The organism is Falsiroseomonas sp. HC035, from assembly GCF_050563525.1.
Classification (GTDB): Bacteria; Pseudomonadota; Alphaproteobacteria; order Acetobacterales; family Acetobacteraceae; genus Falsiroseomonas.
This window is the reverse complement of sequence record NZ_JBNXUN010000002.1, coordinates 262,417-279,828: the sequence shown is the minus strand read 5'-3', so window position 1 is coordinate 279,828 and position 17,412 is coordinate 262,417. Positions and strand designations below refer to the sequence as shown.

Here is a 17,412-nt window from a genome sequence, read left to right as displayed (position 1 = left end):
AAGGCATGAATTACGCAGAAGTGCCAAAAGGCTAGATCATGACCCGCGCTCCCATCGGCGCGGATCATCCAGGCCCGGGTCGCATCCGGCTACGGCCCCGCGTTGCGCTGCGCCAGGCGCAACCCGGCAACGTGCCCCCATGCCATGTACGGCCCGATCGTGGTGCCGGTGCCGACGCCACGGGTGCCGAGCGGGTTGGCGGAGGAGGCACCGGCGGCGAACAGCCCGGCGATGACGCTGCCATCCGGACGCAGCACCTCCGCATGTTCGTTGGTGCGCGGGCCGCCCTTGGTGCCAAGGATCGAACGGTTGAAGGGCATCGCCAGGAAGGGCGGGCGGAGGATCGGCGCCAGGCCGCCGCGCCGCCGCCGGTCGCCACTGGCAGCGGCATCGGCGGCGGAGGGCCGGCCGAAATCCTCGTCCCGCTGCACCATGCAGGCGGCGTTGTAGCGGGCCACGGTGGCGGCCAGCGTCGCCGGGTCCAGTCCGACCAGGGCGGCCAGGCCCTCCAGCGTCTCGGCGCGGCGCATCCAGCCAGGATCGGCGCGTGCCGCCCACTTCGCCGGCGGCAGGCGGTCCGGCAGCGTGGCGTCGCTGATCACCCAGCAAGGCAGGTGCACCGGCTGGCCGGTGGCGTCGCGCATATCCACCGCCTCACCGATGTTGAAGGTCAGCTCGTTGACGAAGCGGACGGCGTGGCGGTTGACCAGGATGGCGTTGGGCTCGGTGTGGAACGGCACCGGTCGGGCCATGAGGTGGCCTGCGTGGCGCACCGGCACCGCCGGGGTCAGCGTCGCCTGGTCCATATGCGCCAGGGCGGCGCCGGCGGCTTCCGCCATGCGATGGCCGTCGCCGGTATTGCCCTCGGGGCTGCCGAGATAGTCGACCGGCCCCGGGAAATGCCGCGCTCGCAGCGCCGCATCCCATTCGAAGCCGCCGGTGGCGATGACGACGCCGTGTCGGGCGAGAAGCTTCGTGCGCAGGCCATTCCGCTCGACCACCGCCCCAATGACCGCGCCGGTGTCATCCGTCAGCAATGCGACGGCACGGGCCGAAAGTTCGATCCGCACCCCGGCATTGAGGCAGCCGCGCAGCAGCCCGGTGATCAGCGCCGTGCCCTTGCCGCGGCTGTTGGTCAGCAGGCGCAAGGCCAGCCGCGGCAGCAGGCGGAGCGCGGTGCGGTAGGGGTGGTGATAGAGGTCCGTCTCCACCGCCTCGTGATAGGTGAAGATCTCCGGGATGGTGGACTGCCTGATGCGGAAGGCGAAGCGGCCAGCCCGGAAGCGGCTGAGCGGCAGCGGCGACAGCATGCGGCCGCGCGGCTTGGCGCCGGGCAGGTGGCGCAGCGGATCGCCTTCTGGCGTCAGGCGGAAGCGCAGCGGCGAATGCGCCTCGAGGAAGCGCAGCATGGCCGGGGCGGCGGTGACCAGGCGCTGCCATAGCGCATCCTCGGTTGCCGCCCAGCCCTCCGGCGCGGCGGCGCGGATATAGGCGAGCGCTTCCTCGGGGGTGTCCGCAAGGCCGGCGGCTTCCGCGTGGTGGTTGGCGGGGATCCAGGTGCCGGCGCCGGACATGGCGCTGGTGCCGCCCAATCGGTCTGTCTTTTCCAGCACCGTCACGCGAAGGCCGGAAGCCGCGGCGGTCAGCGCCGCGGTCAGCCCGGCGGCACCGCTACCGAGCACCAGCGCATCCGTCTCCTCATCCATGCGCCGATCCCCCTGGTGCCAGGGCTGCGGTAACGCATGGACGGGGGGCGGGCTAGATCCGGCGGGCGGCGTGCACCGCGGCGGCGGAGCCGGTGCCGACCAGCCAGGCCCAGCCGCGCAGCAGTGGACCTGCAGGCGCATCGGCGGCGTCCCGCGCCTCGTCGCGGTGATGCACCTCCTCCGCCTGGCAATGCGCCAGCATGGCGCGGAGGTCGGGGTGGCTGCGTTCCGCGTCCAGCCGGTCGATCTGCGCCTGGTAGTGGTGATCGACGAAGGTCTCGACGGCGTCGATGGTGGCGTAGACGGCGCGGCTGCCGACCAGCGCGGGCAGCGCGCCGGTCAGCCAGCCGGCGACGCGCCAGATCGGCAGCAGGCGGGAGTGTTGGCCAGGCGGCAGCACCGCCTCCAGCAGGTCCAGGTGGCCCTGCTCGGTGGCGCCGTGGCGATGCGCGAAGTCGCGGATGGCCGGGTCGCGGCTGAAGGCGAGGATGCCGCGGTAGATCATCACGGCGCCGGTTTCCCCGGCATGGTCTGACCGCAATTCGCCGACCAGCCAGGCGGGCAGGTCGGCGGCGGCGGGTGGTCGCATCTGGTGGGTCATGGCCCGGCGGAGATGGTCCACCGGGCCGGCTGCGCAAGGTGTTTCAGGAATCCCCGGCCCAGCGCCGCCCGCCGCCGGCGCCGCCCTTGGCCTCCGGCGCCAGGTCGTCGGTGGGCTTGGAGGCCGCTTGCTCCTGCAGCTTCCTGCCCGACTTCTCGTCGCCGATATCCGGCCGGTTGTCGGTGCCCTGCTTCGCGGTGCCGGCGCGGATGCCGGTGCCGCTTGCGCCTTCGGGGATGTGCTTGGTGTCGTCGGGGGTCTTGTCGGCCATGCGAAGCTCCTGTGTCAGGCGTTCACCACCGTGCCGCCATTCGGGTGCAGGACCTGCCCGGTGATGTAGGAAGAATCCTGCTCCGAGGCGAGGAAGATGTAGCTCGGCGCCACCTCGTCCGGCTGCCCGGCACGTTCCATGGTGGCGCTGGCGCCGTGCTGCGCCGTGCGCTCCTCGTCGAAGGAGGATGGGATCAGCGGCGTCCAGATCGGGCCTGGCGCCACGGCGTTCACGCGGATTTTCCGCTGCTTCCACAGAGCCTGCGACAGGCTGCGGGTGAAGGCGAGGATGGCGCCCTTGGTCGAGGCATAGTCCACCAACTCGGCACTGCCGCGATAGGCGGTGATGGAAGTGCTGTTGATGATCGCACCACCCTCCGGCATGTGCGCCAGCGCCGCCTTGGTCAGCCAGAACATGCCGAGGATGTTGGTCTGGAAGGTGCGTTCAACCTGCGCCTCCGGGATCTGGGCGAAGTCCTTGCAGGGGTGCTGTTCCGCCGCGTTGTTCACCAGGATGTCGATGCGCCCGCCGAGGAATTGCGCGGCGATGCGTGCGGCTTCGCGCGCGAAGGCGGCATCGCCGATGTCGCCCGGCATGATCTGGCAACGGCGGCCGGTGCGCTCGACATGGGCGCGGGTCTCCTCGGCATCCTCATGCTCGTCCTTGTAGAGGATGAACACGTCGGCGCCTTCCTTGGCGAAGCCGATGGCGACGGCGCGGCCGATGCCGGAATCGCCGCCGGTGATCAGCGCTGTCCTTCCGGTGAGCTTGCCGGCGGCGCGCCAGTTTTCCATGAAGGATCGCGGCTGCGGGTCCATCGCCGCCTCGGAGCCGGGCTGGTGGTGTTGGTGCTGCTTCGGCTGCAGGTCCTTGGTCTCGCTGGGCATTGGCACATTCCGGCTGGCGGTTGTGCGACCTGAACCGGGCGGGGGGCGCGGGGTTTCTTACGCAGGCGGCCGGATGGTGACGCGATTGTGGCAGATCGCGGGAAACTCCGTCCTCGGCGGGCGGTTCTTCATCTGCCGCGGCGCGCCTGTGCCGCAGGGCTGCATGCCCTCACCCAATCGCGGAGACCCGCCATGATGAAGACGATGGACGATCTGTTCCTGATGACCCTCAAGGACATCTACTACGCCGAGCGCCAGATCCTGAAGAATTTGCCGAAGATGGCGCGCGCCGCGCACAGCGAGGAGCTGAAGACGGCGTTCAAGGAGCACAAGGACCAGACCGAGGGCCAGATCGAGCGCCTGCAGCAGGTGTTCCAGATCCTCGGGAAGCGCGCACAGGGCCAGACCTGCGAGGCGATTCAGGGCCTGATCGCGGAGGGCGAGGAGCTGATGGAGGAGGCGCCGGAGCCGAGCGCGGTGCGCGACGCCGGCCTGATCGCCACCGGCCAGGCCATCGAGCATTACGAGATGGCGCGCTACGGCACGCTGATGGCCTGGGCGCAGGCGCAGAAGCAGACCAATATCGTGGAGCTGCTGAAGGCGACGCTGGAGGAGGAAAAGGCGACGGACGCGCTGCTGACGCAGGTGGCGACGAAGTCGGTCCACAAGGACGCGCTGAAGGCCGCCTGATCCAGGGCCGGGAGGAGGGGGAGACATGGCGGCACGGCCAACGTGGGGCGGGCATCTGCGGCTTTCGCTGGTGTCCTGCCCCGTCTCCCTGTTCCCGGCGACGACCACCGCGCATGACGTGCGCTTCCACCTGATCAATCCGGAAACCGGCAACCGTATCCGCACCCGCACCTTCGATGCGGAGGGCGATGAGGTGGAGCGGCGCGACCTGGTGCGCGGCTACGAGATCGAGAAGGACGAGTACATCCTGCTGACCGACGAGGAAATCAAGTCGGTCCGCCTGGAGTCGACCAAGACCATCGACATCGAGCGCTTCGTCGATGCCGCCGAGATCGACCGCATCTACTGGGACAATCCCTACTACCTGGTGCCGGATGGCAAGGCGGGCGCGGATGCCTTCGTGGTGATCCGCACCGCCATGGAGAAATCCGCCAAGGTGGCTCTGGCGCGGGTGGTGATGGGCACGCGGGAACGCATCGTGGCGATCGAGCCGCGCGGCGCCGGAATGCTGGTGACGACCCTGCGCACGCATGACGAGGTGCGCGGATCCGACGAATACTTCGAGGATGTACCGAAGCTCAAGGCCGATGCCGGGATGATCGAGATCGCCGAGCGGATCATCGCGCAGAAGGCCGGGCCCTTCGATCCCGCCGAGTTCAAGGACCGCTACGAGGATGCGCTGCGGGCACTGATCGAGAGCAAGCGGGATGGCGATGGCGGCGGCACCAGGGCCCCGGCGCCGCGCGAGGACAACGTGATCGACTTGATGGAGGCGCTGCGCCGCAGCCTTGAAGGGTCTTCGGCGAAGGCGCCGGCGCGGGTGGCGGCGAAGGCGAAGACGGCTGCCAAGGCGAAGGCGCCATCCAAGACGAAGCCCAAGGCGAAGCCGGCGCCACGCAAGCGCGCCGCGGCGAAGTGATGCCGGCCGCGGACACCTTGCAGCGCTATCGCGCCAAGCGGAATTTCGCGCGCACGGCGGAGCCGCGGGGCGAGGTCGCGGCGGCGGGCGCGCGGCTGAGCTTCGTCGTGCAGCGGCACGATGCGCGGCGCCTGCACTACGATCTCCGCCTGGAATGGGGCGGGGTGCTGAAATCCTGGGCCGTTACGCGCGGCCCTTCGCTCGATCCCGCCGACAAGCGCCTGGCGGTGGAGGTCGAGGATCATCCGTTGGATTATGCCGGGTTCGAGGGCAGCATCCCGAAGCCGGATTATGGCGGTGGCACGGTGCAGGTGTTCGACCGTGGGCTTTGGGCGCCGCTCGATGTCGCCAAGGTGGATCAGGACCTGGCCAAGGGCGAGCTGAAATTCGTGCTGTCCGGCGAGAGGCTGAAGGGCGGCTTCGTGCTGGTGCGGATGAAGCCGCGTGGTGGCAGGAAGGAAGCGCGCAACAACTGGCTGCTGATCAAGGAAAAGGACAGCATGGCGACGCCCGGCAAGGGCGACGCGGTGCTGGCAGCGAAGACCTCCGTGCTCAGCGGGCGCACGCTGGAGCAGATTGCGAACGGTGCGGCGGCGCCGAAGACGAAAGGTGCGGCGGCGCCAAAGATGAAAGATGCGGCGGCGCCGAAGACGAAGCCAGCGGGCCTGCCCGAATTCTTCGAGCCGCAGCTCTGCCGCCTGGTCGACACGCCGCCGCGTGGCGAGGACTGGCTGCACGAACTGAAGATCGATGGCTACCGGTTGCAAATGCGCACCGAAGGGGGCAAGGCGACCCTGCGCACGCGCACCGGCCTCGACTGGACCGACCGCTTCTCCTCGATCGCGAAGGCCGCGGCGACGCTGCCTGATGGCATCATCGATGGCGAGGCGGCGGCGCTGGATGCGCAGGGCCAGCCGGATTTTCCGACGCTGCAGGCGGTGCTGTCCGGCGCCAGCGACGCGGCGCTTGTGTTCTTCGCCTTCGACCTGCTGCATGACGGCAAGCGCGACCTGCGTGGGGAGACGCTGGAGGCGCGCAAGCAGGTGCTGCGCAAGCGCCTTCCGGCGAAGCATCCAGTGCTGCGCTTCCTCGATCATTTCCCGGCACCGGGTGCCGCGGTGCTGGCCTCGGCCTGCCGGCTTTCGATGGAGGGCATCGTCTCCAAGCAGCGCCACGCCGCCTATCGTGCCGGCCGTGGCGCGGCCTGGGCGAAGTCGAAGTGTCGTGGGCGTGACGAATTCGTGGTGGGCGGCTTCACCCGCGGGCTGCGCGGCAACGGCCTTGGCGCTTTGCTGGCCGGTGCCTGGCGGGGCGGCAAGCTGGCCTATCTCGGGCGGGTCGGCACCGGCTTCCAGGCGGCGCCGGCGGCGGATCTCCTGCAGCGGCTGTCGAAGCTGGAACGCGGCAGTTCGCCCTTCAGCGGGAAGCAGGCGGCAAAGCTGTCGGACGTGGTGTGGGTGGAGCCGGAACTGGTTGTGGAGGTCGCCCATGGCGGCTGGACCGAGGACGGGCTGATGCGCCATGCCAGCTTCCAGGGCCTGCGCGAGGACAAGCCGGCGGCACAGGTGACGCCGCCGCAGGACCCGCCACGTCAGGAGCCGGCGCCGCGCCGGAAGGCGAAGCCGCCGCTGGGCATGAGCAACCCGGATCGCGTGCTGTGGCCGGCGACGGATGCCACGCCCGCGCTCACCAAGGCCGACCTCGCCGCCTACTACGCCCGCCATGCCGACCGGATCCTGGAGCATGTCGCGGGCCGGCCGCTGTCGTTGCTGCGGGCGCCCGATGGCATCGAGGGCGGGCTGTTCTTCCAGCGCCATGCGATGCCGGGCCAGTCGCCGCTGATCGGTGCGGTGCAGGTGGAGGGTCAGCCGAAGCCGTTCATGCGGATCGATGACGCGGCGGGGCTGGCGGCGCTGGCGCAGGTCTCTGCGGTGGAGTTGCACCCCTGGGGGGCGCGCGCGGATACGCCTGGCGTGCCGGACCGGCTGGTCTTCGACCTGGACCCTGATGAGGGCGTGCCCTTCGACCGCGTCATCGAGGCTGCGCTTGACTTGCGCGATCGGCTAAAGGCGCTGGGCCTCAAGCCTTTCGCGCGCGTCACCGGCGGCAAGGGCCTGCATGTGGTGGTGGGGCTGGCGCCGCCGAAGCGAGGCGACGGGCCGGGCTGGCCGGAGGCCAAGGCCTTCGCGCGCCTGGTCTGTGGATTGATGGAACGCGACCAGCCGAAGGCCTACACCACGGCGCTGGCGAAGAAGGCGCGCAAGGGGCGCATCTTCCTCGACTACCTGCGCAACGACAGGCTCTCCACCGCCATCGCCTCCTGGTCCCCACGTGGGCGGCCCGGCGCGCCAGTGGCGCGACCGGTGGCCTGGTCCGCGGTGAAGCCGGGGTTGGACCCGGCCGGTTGGACCCTGCATGCGCTGAACCAAGGGCGCATCAGCGCGGACCCCTGGGTCGGTTTCGGCAAATCCGATGGCAGCCTGCGCGATGCGATGGAAGCCCTGGCGCGCGAGGCGAAAGCATGAAGCAGCTGTTTTCGCCGCGCGCCGACAGCCGCCTGCGTGGCCTGCTGATCATCGGGGCCGCGGCGCTGGTGCTGCTGGCCACAGCGGCCTTTGCCTGGAGCCGTTCCGGCGGCGCCTGGAACGTCGGCGAGCCGGCGCCGCAGCCGATTCCGTTCAGCCACGCGATCCATGCCGGCCAGATCGGGCTGGACTGCCGCTACTGCCACGCCACCGTCGAACACGCCGCCGGCGCCGGCATGCCCACGGCGGAAACCTGCCTCGGCTGCCACAGCCAGGTGTGGAATGTCGGCGCGCAGTTCGCGCCGCTGGAGACGGCACTGCGGCTCGACACCCCGGTCACCTGGTCGTCCGTGCATCGGCTGCCGGAGCATGTGCGCTTCAACCATGCCGCGCATATCGGCGCCGGCGTGACGTGCGCCACCTGCCACGGCGCGGTGCAGGAGATGCCGCGCACGGTGAAGGCGGAAACGCTTTCGATGGGCTGGTGCCTGGACTGCCACCGCGACGCGCCGGCCGCGCGGCCGGTGCAGCACCACGGCACCGAAATTTCCGAACTGACCAACTGCTCCACCTGCCACCGGTGAGTGCGGGACCGGTAAGTGCGGGACCGGTGAGCGGGGATCCGGTGAGTGAGGATCCGGTGTGCACGGAACCGGCGCGGTCACGACGCGTTGCCGAGGCTGGGAGCTGGGGACGATGAATGCGTGAGAAGGTGTGGCTGTGGCCGCTGCTGCTGCTGTTCGGCGCATGCAGCGGCGTGCAGACGCCGCTCGATCCGCTGGGCGACCAGGCGGCACGCATCGCCGTGCTCAGCTGGGTGCTGTTCATCGGCGGCACCGCGATCTTCGCGCTGGTGATGGGCCTGCTGGTCTTCGCGCTGATCGCCCCGGCGCGCGTGCGCAACGCCATCGGCAACCGGCGCTTCGTGATCGGCGGCGGCATCGTGTTCCCGACCGTCACGCTGATCGCACTGCTGGTGTACTCGCTCGGCGTCTCGCGCGCCCTGGTGGTGCCCCAGAGTGATGACCCGCTGCGCATCGAGATCATCGCGCGGCAGTACTGGTGGGAAGTGCGCTACCCGGATGCCGGTGAGGGCGCCGTCACCGCCAATGAACTGCACCTGCCGGTGGGGCGGGAGGTGGAACTGATCCTGACCTCGGGCGACGTGATCCACAGCGTTTGGATTCCGAACCTGCACGGCAAGATGGACATGATCCCCGGCAAGGCGAACCGGCAGCGCCTGCGCGCCGACAGGCCCGGCGTGATGCGCGGGCAGTGCACCGAATTCTGCGGCACGCAGCACACGCTGATGGCCTTCTGGGCGGTGGCGCAGGAGCCGGCGGATTTCGAGGCCTGGCTGGCGCGGCAGCGCGACCCGGTGCCGGAACCGGCCAATGCCGAACAGGCGCGCGGGCGGGAGGTTTTCGGCGAGGCCGGCTGCGGCGCCTGCCATGCGGTGCGCGGCACGGAATGGCAGGGGCGGTTGGGGCCGGACCTGTCGCGCATCGGCTCCCGCCTCACGATCGGCGCGGGTGCGCTGGAAAACAATCGCGGCACGCTGGCCGGCTGGGTCGCCGGGTCGCAGGACATCAAGCCGGGCAATGCGATGCCATCCTTCGGGCGTTCGCTGAGCGGCGACGATCTGCGCGCGGTCGCGGCCTGGATGGAGGCGTTGCGCTGATGGACACGCAGCCGCACCAGGTCGAGACCCCGAACACGCTGCCGCGGCCGGAGGCCGAGCTGGCCGAGCTGAAGCGCATCTGGCGGCAGCCACCGGGCTGGCGGGCGATCGGCGAGGTGAACAACGGGCTGGTCGGGCCGTTGTTCGTGGCCACCGCGCTGCTGTTCTTCCTGCTGGCCGGGCTGCTGGCGCTGGTGATCCGGGCGCAGCTGGCCTTCCCGGGCCTGACGCTGGTGAACCCCGACACCTACAACCAGCTTTTCACCATGCACGGCACGGTGATGATGTTCCTGTTCGCCGTGCCGGCGGTGGAAGCGGTGGCGATCACGCTGCTGCCGGCGATGATCGGCGCGCGCGAGTTGCCGTTCCCGCGCCTCGGCGCCTACGCCTTCCTGATCTATCTGATCGGCGGTCTGTGCTTCTACAGCAGCATCTTTTTCGGCGTCGCACCCGATGGTGGCTGGTTCATGTACCCGCCGTTGACCAGCAAGGCCTATTCGCCAGGCATCAACACCGACATGTACCTGCTGGGAATCGGCTTCATCGAGATCTCGGCCATTGCCGGTGCCATCGAGCTGATCGTCGGAATCCTGCGCTGCCGGGCGCCGGGCATGACGCTGGGGCGGATGCCGGTCTATGCGTGGGGCATCCTGGTGTTCGCGGGCATGGTGATCTTCGCGTTTCCTGCCGTGATCATCGCCAGTACCTTGCTGGAGCTGGAACGCGCCTTCGACTGGCCGTTCTTCCTGCCGGAGCGGGGCGGCGACCCGATGCTGTGGCAGCATCTGTTCTGGTTCTTCGGTCATCCGGAAGTCTACGTCATCTTCCTGCCGGCGGCGGCGATGGTGTCCATGATCGTGCCGGCGATGGCGGGCAAGCCGCTTGTCGCACATTCGCTGGTGGTGCTGGCGCTGGTCGGCACCGCCTTCATCAGCTTCGGGCTGTGGGTGCACCACATGTACGCCACCGGGATCCCGCCGCTGTCGCTGTCCTTCTTCGCGGCGGCAGGCTTCGCGGTCTCCATCCCCTCCGGCCTGCAGGTTTTCGCCTGGATCGCGACCTATGCCAGCGCCGGCCAGCGCGTGCAGTTCACCACGCCGTCGCTGTTCATCCTCGGCTTCCTGTTCATCTTCGTCATCGGCGGCCTGACCGGCGTGATGGTGTCCGTCACGCCGTTCGACTGGCAGGCGCACGACACCTACTTCATCGTGGCGCACCTGCACTACGTGCTGATCGGCGGCATGGTGTTCCCGCTGTTCGCGGCGCTGTACTACTGGGCGCCGGCAGTGGGCGCGCCGCTGTCGGAACGGCTCGGCAAATGGGCGTTCTGGCTGCTGTTCCTCGGCACCAACGTCACCTTCTTCCCGATGCACATCAGCGGCTTCATGGGCATGCCGCGTCGCATCTATACCTTTCCCACCGGCTTCGGCCTGGAGATCTGGAACCTGATCTCCTCGGTCGGCGCCGCCATGTTCGCGGCCGGTGCGCTGGTGCTGCTGGTCGACGTCGCGAAGAACTTCCGCTTCGGCCGGCAGGACCAGCAGGAGAACCACTGGAACGCCGGCACCATGGAATGGATCGCGGGGCCGAGCTACGGCCTGCGCAGCATCCCGCTGGTGCGGGACCGCTATCCGCTGTGGCATGACCCTGACCTGAAGCGCCAGGTCGAGGCCGGCGGCCACTTCCTGCCCTTTGCCGCGACCGGCCGGCGGGAGGCGCTGATCACCAGCCCGGCGGAGGCGACGCCGCAATACATCGCCTTCGTCGGCGGCCCGGGCTGGAGCCATGTGGTCGCGGCGGTGGGCACGGCGGTGTTCTTCCTGGCGCTGGTGTGGCCCTTCCCGATCCTGGCGGCGGTGGCGGGCGTGGTGGCGCTGGCCGCCTTCATCAGCTGGCTCTGGACCGGGTCGGACCACGCGCCGTCTCGGACGCGCCAGGCCGATATTGGCGCCGGCATCATCCTGCCGACCCATGCCACCGGGCCGGTCACGGCGTCCTGGTGGGCGATGGTCTGCACCATGCTGGTCAGCGGCACGGCCTATGCGTGCCTGTGCGGCAGCTACCTGTTCCTTTGGCTGGTCAATGGCGATGCGCTGTGGCCACCGCCGGGCCAGGGGTTGCCGGTGACGGGCTGGGGCCTCGCGGCGCTCGGCTTCTACGTCACGGCCGCGGTGGCGGTCTCCGCCGCCGGACGGATGTTGGGCGGCACTTCACCCTGGCCGCACCGCATCCTGCTGCTGGCTGGACTTGCGCTGCTGGCGGGCGGTCTGCTGGCCGATGGCTGGTCCCTGTGGCAGGGCGTCATCCATCCGACGGTGCACGCTTATGGCGCCGCCTCCTGGGGGATGTACGTCTGGCAGGCGGCACATGTGCTGATCGCGCTGCTGATGGGCGGCTATACGCTGGCGCGGTCGCTGGCGGGGATGCTGGATGGCGAGCGGCGGCTGACCATGGACAACACCCGGCTGTTCTGGCTGTACACCGTCGGGCAGGGCCTGGTCGGGCTGGCACTGCTGCACGGCTTCCCGAGGCTGCTGGCATGAGTCCAGCCCGCGCACCACGCTCCGCCTTCTCCGTTGTCGGCATCACCGCGGGTTTCGTGCTGTGGGCGCTGCACTTCACGATGATCTACGCCATCAACGCCTTCGCCTGCGAACGCGGAAGGGAAGGCGCCACGTTGCTCGGCCTGCCCTGGGTGCCGGTGCTGGTGGTGGTCGCCACGCTGCTGGTGCTGCTTCCCCTGGCGCTTCTGCTGCGTCGTGCCATCGGCACCACACGACTGACGGGCGGCGGCGAGGCGGAGCCCGGGTTCCGCCACTGGTTCACCGCCGCCGCGGCCGCCTACGCCATGCTCGCCGTGCTGTTCCAGGCGGCGCCGTCGCTGGTCCTGCCGCCCTGCGGAGTCGGCTACTGAGCCGGGCCCGCCTCCGCCCGGGGGCGCATCCGTGGCTCTGGCCGCGTGCCCGCTTCGCCTTCCGCCAGCGGCATCCCGGCGGGCACGGCGGGCGCCTGCCCGATGGTGTAGAGGTAGGTCGCCGCATCGCGCGCCTCGGCTTCCGTCAGGCCGAGCGCGGGCATCGCGGAGCCTGGAGAGAGCGCCTGCGGGTTGCGCAGGAACGCCACCAGGTTCTCCGGTGTGTTGGACTGGCTGCCGCCGACATAGCCGCGCCGTGCCCATTCCATCAGCGGCGGGCCGACCCAGGCGACGGCGCCGGTGATGCCGGGAATCACATGGCAGGAGCCGCAGCCATGCTCGGTGATGACGGCGCGGCCGCGCGCCGCATCGCCGCCGACGATGCGCAACTCCGCCGGAGGCGCAGCCTCCCCGCAGCCTGCGAGCAGCAGCAGCAGCGCGAGGCCGCGTCGTGTCCGGTCCATGCCTCGCCAACGTCGATTGGCCCGTCACGGTTGCATCGGCCGGGAACCAAGCGGCCTGCTGCTGCGTCACCGGTGCAGCGCCGGCCTGGCGTGCCGACGGAGCCGCCCTTCATGACGCTGCCTGCATGACGCCGCCCGATGCCTTGCCGCCCGACGCCTTGCCGCCCGATGCCTTGGCGCCGCCGAGCGCGGACCGACGCAGCGTGCTGCGCGCCGCCGGTGCCTCCCTGGCCCTGGCGGCGGCCGCCGGCTGCGACGCGGGCAGCGAATTCGGTAGCCCGCTGTATGCGCGCGCGCGCGGCGTGGCGGAGGAGACCGGCCGCTACGCCACCGTGCTCGACCTCGACGGCATCGGCCGCGGCGTGCTGGTGCGGACCCGTGCCGGCCACGCCGTCAAGGTGGAGGGGAATCCGCGGCACCCAGGCAGCCTGGGTGCCACCGACATCTTCCTGGAATCCGCCGTGCTGGGGTTGCACGACCCGGCGCGGTCGCGGCGCATTCGGCGGCAGGGGCGCGTGCTGCGGGACGCCGCGCCCCTCGCGGCGTGGCTGGAGGAGCAGCGCGGCGTGCTGGCGGCGCGGGGCGGGGAGGGCTTGCGCATCCTGACCGGACCGGTCTCCTCGCCCACGCGGCGCCGGCTGATCGCGGCCGTGCTACAGCGTTGGCCGGGCGCGCGCTGGCATGTGCACGCGCCGCTGGCCGATGCGGCGGCGGCCGAGGCCGCGCGCCTGGCGTTCGGGGAGGCGCTGGTGCCGCTGCCGGATCTGGCGCGCGCCCGCTGCGTGCTGTCCCTTGGCGCGGACCTGCTCGGGCCAGGCCCGGCGCAGATCGCGCAGGCGCGGGGCTGGGCGCTGGCGCGCCATGTGGGGCGCGAGGCGGGACGGCTGCCGGCGCTGATCGTGGCGGAACCGACGCCGACGCTGACGGGTTCGAAGGCGGATCGTCGCCTGGCGCTGCCGCCGGCGCAGATCGAGGCGCTGGCGCGGGCCGTGGCGGCGGCGCTTGGGGTCACGGCGGTGCAGGGTGCGACGCATCCGGACGCTGCCGGCATCGCCGCCGCGCTGCGCGCCGCGGGCCCGGACGCGCTGGTGCTGGCCGGGCGCGGGCAAAGCGTGGCGGTCCACGCGCTGGCGCATGCGATGAACGCGGCGCTGGGCGCGGAGGTCCCGCACATCGCAGATCCGGTGGCCGCCGAGGCAGGCACGCTGGCGGAGCTGGCGAGGGATGCCGGGGCGGTGACGCATCTGCTGGTGCTCGATGCCAACCCGTTGCAGGACTCGGCGGCGGATCTCGACATGGCCGGGCTGCTGCGGCGCGTGCCGCAGACGCTGCATGCCGGGCTGTATCCGGACGAGACGGCGCTGGCTTGCGGCTGGCACCTGCCGCTGCGGCATCCGCTGGAAAGCTGGGGCGACAGCCTCGCCCATGACGGAACGGCGGCGCTGCGCCAGCCGGTGACGGTGCCGCTGGTGGAGGCCGCGACGACGTCGGAGGAGATCCTGGCGCGCCTGGCCGGGCTGCCTGGCGATGGGCAGGCGCTGGTGCGGGACACCTGGCGCGCAGCGTGGGGGGATGCGGCCCTCGAGGAGCGCTGGCTGGCGGGGCTGGAGGCCGGGGTGGTGGAGGACAGCGCTCCGCCGGCGCGCCGGCCCGCGATGCGCACCGATTTCGCGTTGCCCGCCGCGACGCCGGCCGCTTCCGGACCGGTCGCGGTCTTTGCGCCCGATCCGCACCTGCAGGATGGCAGCTTTGCGCCGCTCGCCTGGTTGCAGGAACTGCCGCGGCCGCTCAGCCGCCTTGCCTGGGGCAATGCCGCACTGATCGCACCCGCGGATGCTGCGGCGCTGGGGCTGCGGGACGGCACGGAGGTCGAGCTGCAACTGGCAGGCCGCACGCTGCGCGCGCCCGTGCTGGTGATGCCGGGCCAGGCCGTTGGGGTGGTGACGCTGCCGCTGGGCGGTGGGCGACGCGCGGCGGGCGGGGTTCCCGGCGAGGTCGGCTTCGACGCCTACCGACTCCGACCCGCCGAGGCACCCTGGGTTGCGCCGGGGCTGGCGCTGCGGCCGCTCAACGGGGCCGTGGCGTTGCTCGACACCAGCTATGGTCAAGACCTGGCGGATGGCACACCGCGGGTGCGGCGCATCGGGGTGGAGGCGGCCATCCCGCCGCTGCCGCCGCCGCGATCGCTGTACGACGACTGGGAGTATCCCGGCCATGCCTGGGGCATGTCGATCGATCTCGATACCTGCATCGGCTGCAACGCCTGCGCCATCGCCTGCCAGGCGGAGAACAACGTGCCGGTGGTGGGGCCGGAGGAGATGGCGCGCGGCCGGGCGATGCATTGGCTGCGCGTCGATCTCGTGCGGTCGGAGGAGGCGGTGGATTTCCAGCCTGTTCCCTGCATGCATTGCGAGAAGGCGCCGTGCGAGGTGGTCTGCCCCGTCAACGCCACGGTGCATGACAATGAGGGCCTGAACGTCATGGTCTATCCGCGCTGCATCGGCACGCGGACCTGTTCCAACAACTGCCCCTACAAGGTGCGGCGCTTCAACTGGACGGATTACGGACGGCAGGCGAATGCGGTGCCGGTGCGCAATCCGGATGTGCCGATCCGCCCGCGTGGCGTGATCGAGAAATGCACCTATTGCCAGCACCGCATCGAGGCGGCGCGCGACGTGGCGCGGCAGGAGGGTCGCCCGATTCGCGACGGTGAGGTACGCACGGCCTGCCAGGACGCCTGCCCGACACGCGCCATCCATTTCGGCGACATCAACGATCCCGCCAGTGCCGTTTCGCGTGCCAAGGCGCAGCCGCGCAACTACGCGCTGCTCGGCAACCTGGATACGCGGCCGCGCACCACCTACCTCGCGCGGCTGGTCCCGGAAGGATGAGTGTCGACTTCGACACGCGGCCGGTCTCCGACACGCCGCTCCGGCCGGATTTCGGCTGGCGCTTCGGGCTCTCGGTCGCGGCGGCGGCGCTTGCGACGCTGCTGCTGGCCTATGCGGTGGTGGCGCTGCTGCTGCGGGGCACGGCGTTGTGGGGCACCAACGTGCCCTTCGTCTGGGGCTTCGACCTGATCAACTATGTCTGGTGGATCGGCATCGCCAATGCCGCCAGCCTGTTCGCCGTGATCCTGGTGCTGCGCCGGCACGGTCTGCGCACGGCGGTCAACCGCTTTGCGGAGGCCGCGGCGCTGGCGGCGGTGGCGGCGGCGGCGCTGTATCCCATCCTGCATCTCGGCCGGCCGTGGCTGTTCTACTGGACCGTGCCCTATCCCGCGACCTACGCGGTGTGGCCGAATTTCCGCAGCACGCTGGTGTGGGATTTCTGGGGCATCATGTCGCATGTCGTGGTCACCGGCCTGTTCTGGTATACCGGCCTGATCCCGGATCTCGCCACCATGCGCGACCGTGCGGTGGCGAAGCGGCGCATGGTCTCGGCGCGGATCTATGGCGTGTTCGCGCTGGGCTGGCGTGGCTCCGTGGTGCATTGGGCGCGGCACCAGGCGGCCTACCGGCTTGTCGCGGCGCTGGTGCTGCCGATGCTGGTCTCGGCGCAGACCATCGTCGCGCTGGAATTCGCCACGACATTGGTCCCCGAATGGCATCAGGCCCGGCTGCCACTGCATGTGGTGGCAACCGGCGTGCCGTCGGGCCTCGGCGTTGTGCTGGCGCTGGCGGCGCTGCTGCGCGGCGGGTTGCGGCTGGAACGCTTCATCGACGATGGTGACATCGATTTGCTGGGCAAGCTGATGGCGGCCAGTGCCCTGCTGTGCGGCTACGTCTATGCCGAGGCGCTGCTGGTCGCGGTGCTGGAGGATGCGGTGACGCGGGATGCCATGCTGGCCCGCGCCTTCGGCGCCTATGCAGGGCTGTACTGGGGCGGCTTCGCGCTGATCGTGCTGGTGCCGCAACTGCTGTGGCTGCGCCGGTTCCGACAGCAGGCGCGCTGGGCGGTCCCGATCGGGCTGGCAGCCGCGGCCGGCGTGTGGCTCGACCGTTTCTCCATCGTCGCCGGCGGGCTGCTGCGCGACCACCTGCCGCGCATCGGGCCGCTGTATGTGCCGACGGTGCCGGAATGGACGCTGCTGGCCGGCACGGTGGGGCTGTTCGTGCTGCTGATGCTGGGCTTCGCCCGCTTCGTCCCGGTGGTGTCCATGTTCGAGACGCGGCACGAGGAGAGCGAGGCGGACGTGCCATGACCGAGGGTAGGACCGCCGCTATCGTCGCTGAATTCGCCGAACAGGATGCGATGGTGGAAGCGCTGCGCGCCGCCCGCAGATTCGGCTGGCGCCGGATGGATGCGCATGCGCCGTTCCCGGTGCCGGATGCGGCGAAGCTGCTCGGCGTGCATGGTGCTTCGGTGGCGTGGATCGCGATCGGCGCCGGGCTGTTCGGCGCGGTGCTGGCCTATGCGACGCAGTGGTGGCTCAGCGTGCAGGTCTATCCGATCAATGTCGGGGGCCGGCCGCTTCATGCGTGGCCGGCCTTCCTGCCGGCCACCACCATCGTCGCGATCCTGTGGGCCGCGGCCGGCGCGCTGGTCGGCATGCTGGCACTGAACCGCCTGCCTCGGCTGAGCCACCCAGTCTTCGCCGCCCCCGGCTTCGGCCGCGCCAGCGAGGACCGGTTCTTCCTGTGCCTGTTCACCGGCGACCCTGGCCTCGACGCCGCCGAGGCGCGCCACCTGCTGCGCCCGCACAAGCCGCTGCGCATCAGCGAGGTGGCGGAATGAGGCGCCTGCTGCCCATC

15 protein-coding genes are annotated in these 17,412 nt (G+C 70.6%); 10 read left to right on the top strand and 5 right to left on the bottom strand.

Translation table 11 applies throughout. The features are described from left to right. Positions 1-89: 89 nt before the first annotated feature. From ACLF3G_RS05745 to ACLF3G_RS05730, 4 genes are read right to left on the bottom strand one after another with little or no spacing between them, the layout of a single operon-like run. Positions 90-1,706, bottom strand: coding sequence for an FAD-dependent oxidoreductase (locus tag ACLF3G_RS05745; protein WP_430668384.1), 1,617 nt, complete (start codon positions 1,704-1,706; stop codon positions 90-92). Positions 1,707-1,758: 52 nt separating this feature from the next. Then, a complete protein-coding gene (locus ACLF3G_RS05740; protein ID WP_430668383.1) occupies positions 1,759-2,307 on the bottom strand; it encodes a demethoxyubiquinone hydroxylase family protein in 549 nt (182 codons plus the stop codon). A gap of 43 nt (positions 2,308-2,350) precedes the next feature. Further along, entirely contained in the window at positions 2,351-2,578 is a 228-nt protein-coding gene (locus tag ACLF3G_RS05735) for a hypothetical protein (RefSeq protein ID WP_430668382.1), read from the bottom strand. Between the two features lie 14 nt (positions 2,579-2,592). After that, positions 2,593-3,465, bottom strand: a complete 873-nt coding sequence (locus tag ACLF3G_RS05730) for an SDR family oxidoreductase (protein WP_430668381.1) — start codon at positions 3,463-3,465, stop codon at positions 2,593-2,595. Positions 3,466-3,657: 192 nt separating this feature from the next. Between ACLF3G_RS05730 and ACLF3G_RS05725 the strand changes: the two genes are divergently transcribed. The 7 genes from ACLF3G_RS05725 (at position 3,658) to ACLF3G_RS05695 (ending at position 12,194) form a co-directional block, all read left to right on the top strand. Then, positions 3,658-4,155: a ferritin-like domain-containing protein gene (locus ACLF3G_RS05725; protein ID WP_430668380.1), complete on the top strand. Its 498-nt coding sequence runs from the start codon at positions 3,658-3,660 to the stop codon at positions 4,153-4,155. A gap of 25 nt (positions 4,156-4,180) precedes the next feature. Continuing rightward, the gene (locus ACLF3G_RS05720) at positions 4,181-5,074 is read left to right on the top strand and encodes a Ku protein (protein WP_430668379.1); all 894 of its coding nucleotides are present in this window, start codon (positions 4,181-4,183) and stop codon (positions 5,072-5,074) included. After that, positions 5,074-7,599 (top strand): DNA ligase D, encoded by a 2,526-nt coding sequence (gene ligD, locus ACLF3G_RS05715; RefSeq protein ID WP_430668378.1) that lies wholly within the window; start codon positions 5,074-5,076, stop codon positions 7,597-7,599. The genes ACLF3G_RS05720 and ligD overlap by 1 nt, the downstream gene beginning before the upstream one ends. After that, on the top strand, positions 7,596-8,183 hold the full coding sequence (locus ACLF3G_RS05710; protein WP_430668377.1) for a cytochrome c3 family protein: 588 nt from the start codon (positions 7,596-7,598) through the stop codon (positions 8,181-8,183). The genes ligD and ACLF3G_RS05710 overlap by 4 nt, the downstream gene beginning before the upstream one ends. Before the next feature lie 116 nt (positions 8,184-8,299). Then, positions 8,300-9,280 (top strand): cytochrome c oxidase subunit II, encoded by a 981-nt coding sequence (gene coxB / locus ACLF3G_RS05705; protein WP_430668376.1) that lies wholly within the window; start codon positions 8,300-8,302, stop codon positions 9,278-9,280. Continuing rightward, the gene (locus ACLF3G_RS05700; RefSeq protein WP_430668375.1) at positions 9,280-11,823 is read left to right on the top strand and encodes a cbb3-type cytochrome c oxidase subunit I; all 2,544 of its coding nucleotides are present in this window, start codon (positions 9,280-9,282) and stop codon (positions 11,821-11,823) included. Before coxB ends, ACLF3G_RS05700 begins: the two co-directional genes overlap by 1 nt. After that, a complete protein-coding gene (locus ACLF3G_RS05695; protein ID WP_430668374.1) occupies positions 11,820-12,194 on the top strand; it encodes a hypothetical protein in 375 nt (124 codons plus the stop codon). The genes ACLF3G_RS05700 and ACLF3G_RS05695 overlap by 4 nt, the downstream gene beginning before the upstream one ends. Here the strand turns inward: ACLF3G_RS05695 and ACLF3G_RS05690 are convergent. Next, a complete protein-coding gene (locus ACLF3G_RS05690) occupies positions 12,188-12,658 on the bottom strand; it encodes a c-type cytochrome (RefSeq protein ID WP_430668373.1) in 471 nt (156 codons plus the stop codon). The two genes, ACLF3G_RS05695 and ACLF3G_RS05690, sit on opposite strands and share 7 nt — an antisense overlap. Before the next feature lie 125 nt (positions 12,659-12,783). Here ACLF3G_RS05690 and ACLF3G_RS05685 point away from each other — a divergent pair, with 125 nt between their 5' ends. From ACLF3G_RS05685 to ACLF3G_RS05675, 3 genes are read left to right on the top strand one after another with little or no spacing between them, the layout of a single operon-like run. After that, entirely contained in the window at positions 12,784-15,549 is a 2,766-nt protein-coding gene (locus ACLF3G_RS05685; RefSeq protein ID WP_430668372.1) for a 4Fe-4S dicluster domain-containing protein, read from the top strand. Continuing rightward, positions 15,546-16,862: an NrfD/PsrC family molybdoenzyme membrane anchor subunit gene (gene nrfD / locus ACLF3G_RS05680; protein WP_430668371.1), complete on the top strand. Its 1,317-nt coding sequence runs from the start codon at positions 15,546-15,548 to the stop codon at positions 16,860-16,862. The genes ACLF3G_RS05685 and nrfD overlap by 4 nt, the downstream gene beginning before the upstream one ends. Further along, positions 16,859-17,395, top strand: a complete 537-nt coding sequence (locus ACLF3G_RS05675) for a DUF3341 domain-containing protein (protein WP_430668370.1) — start codon at positions 16,859-16,861, stop codon at positions 17,393-17,395. Before nrfD ends, ACLF3G_RS05675 begins: the two co-directional genes overlap by 4 nt. Positions 17,396-17,412: the final 17 nt, after the last annotated feature.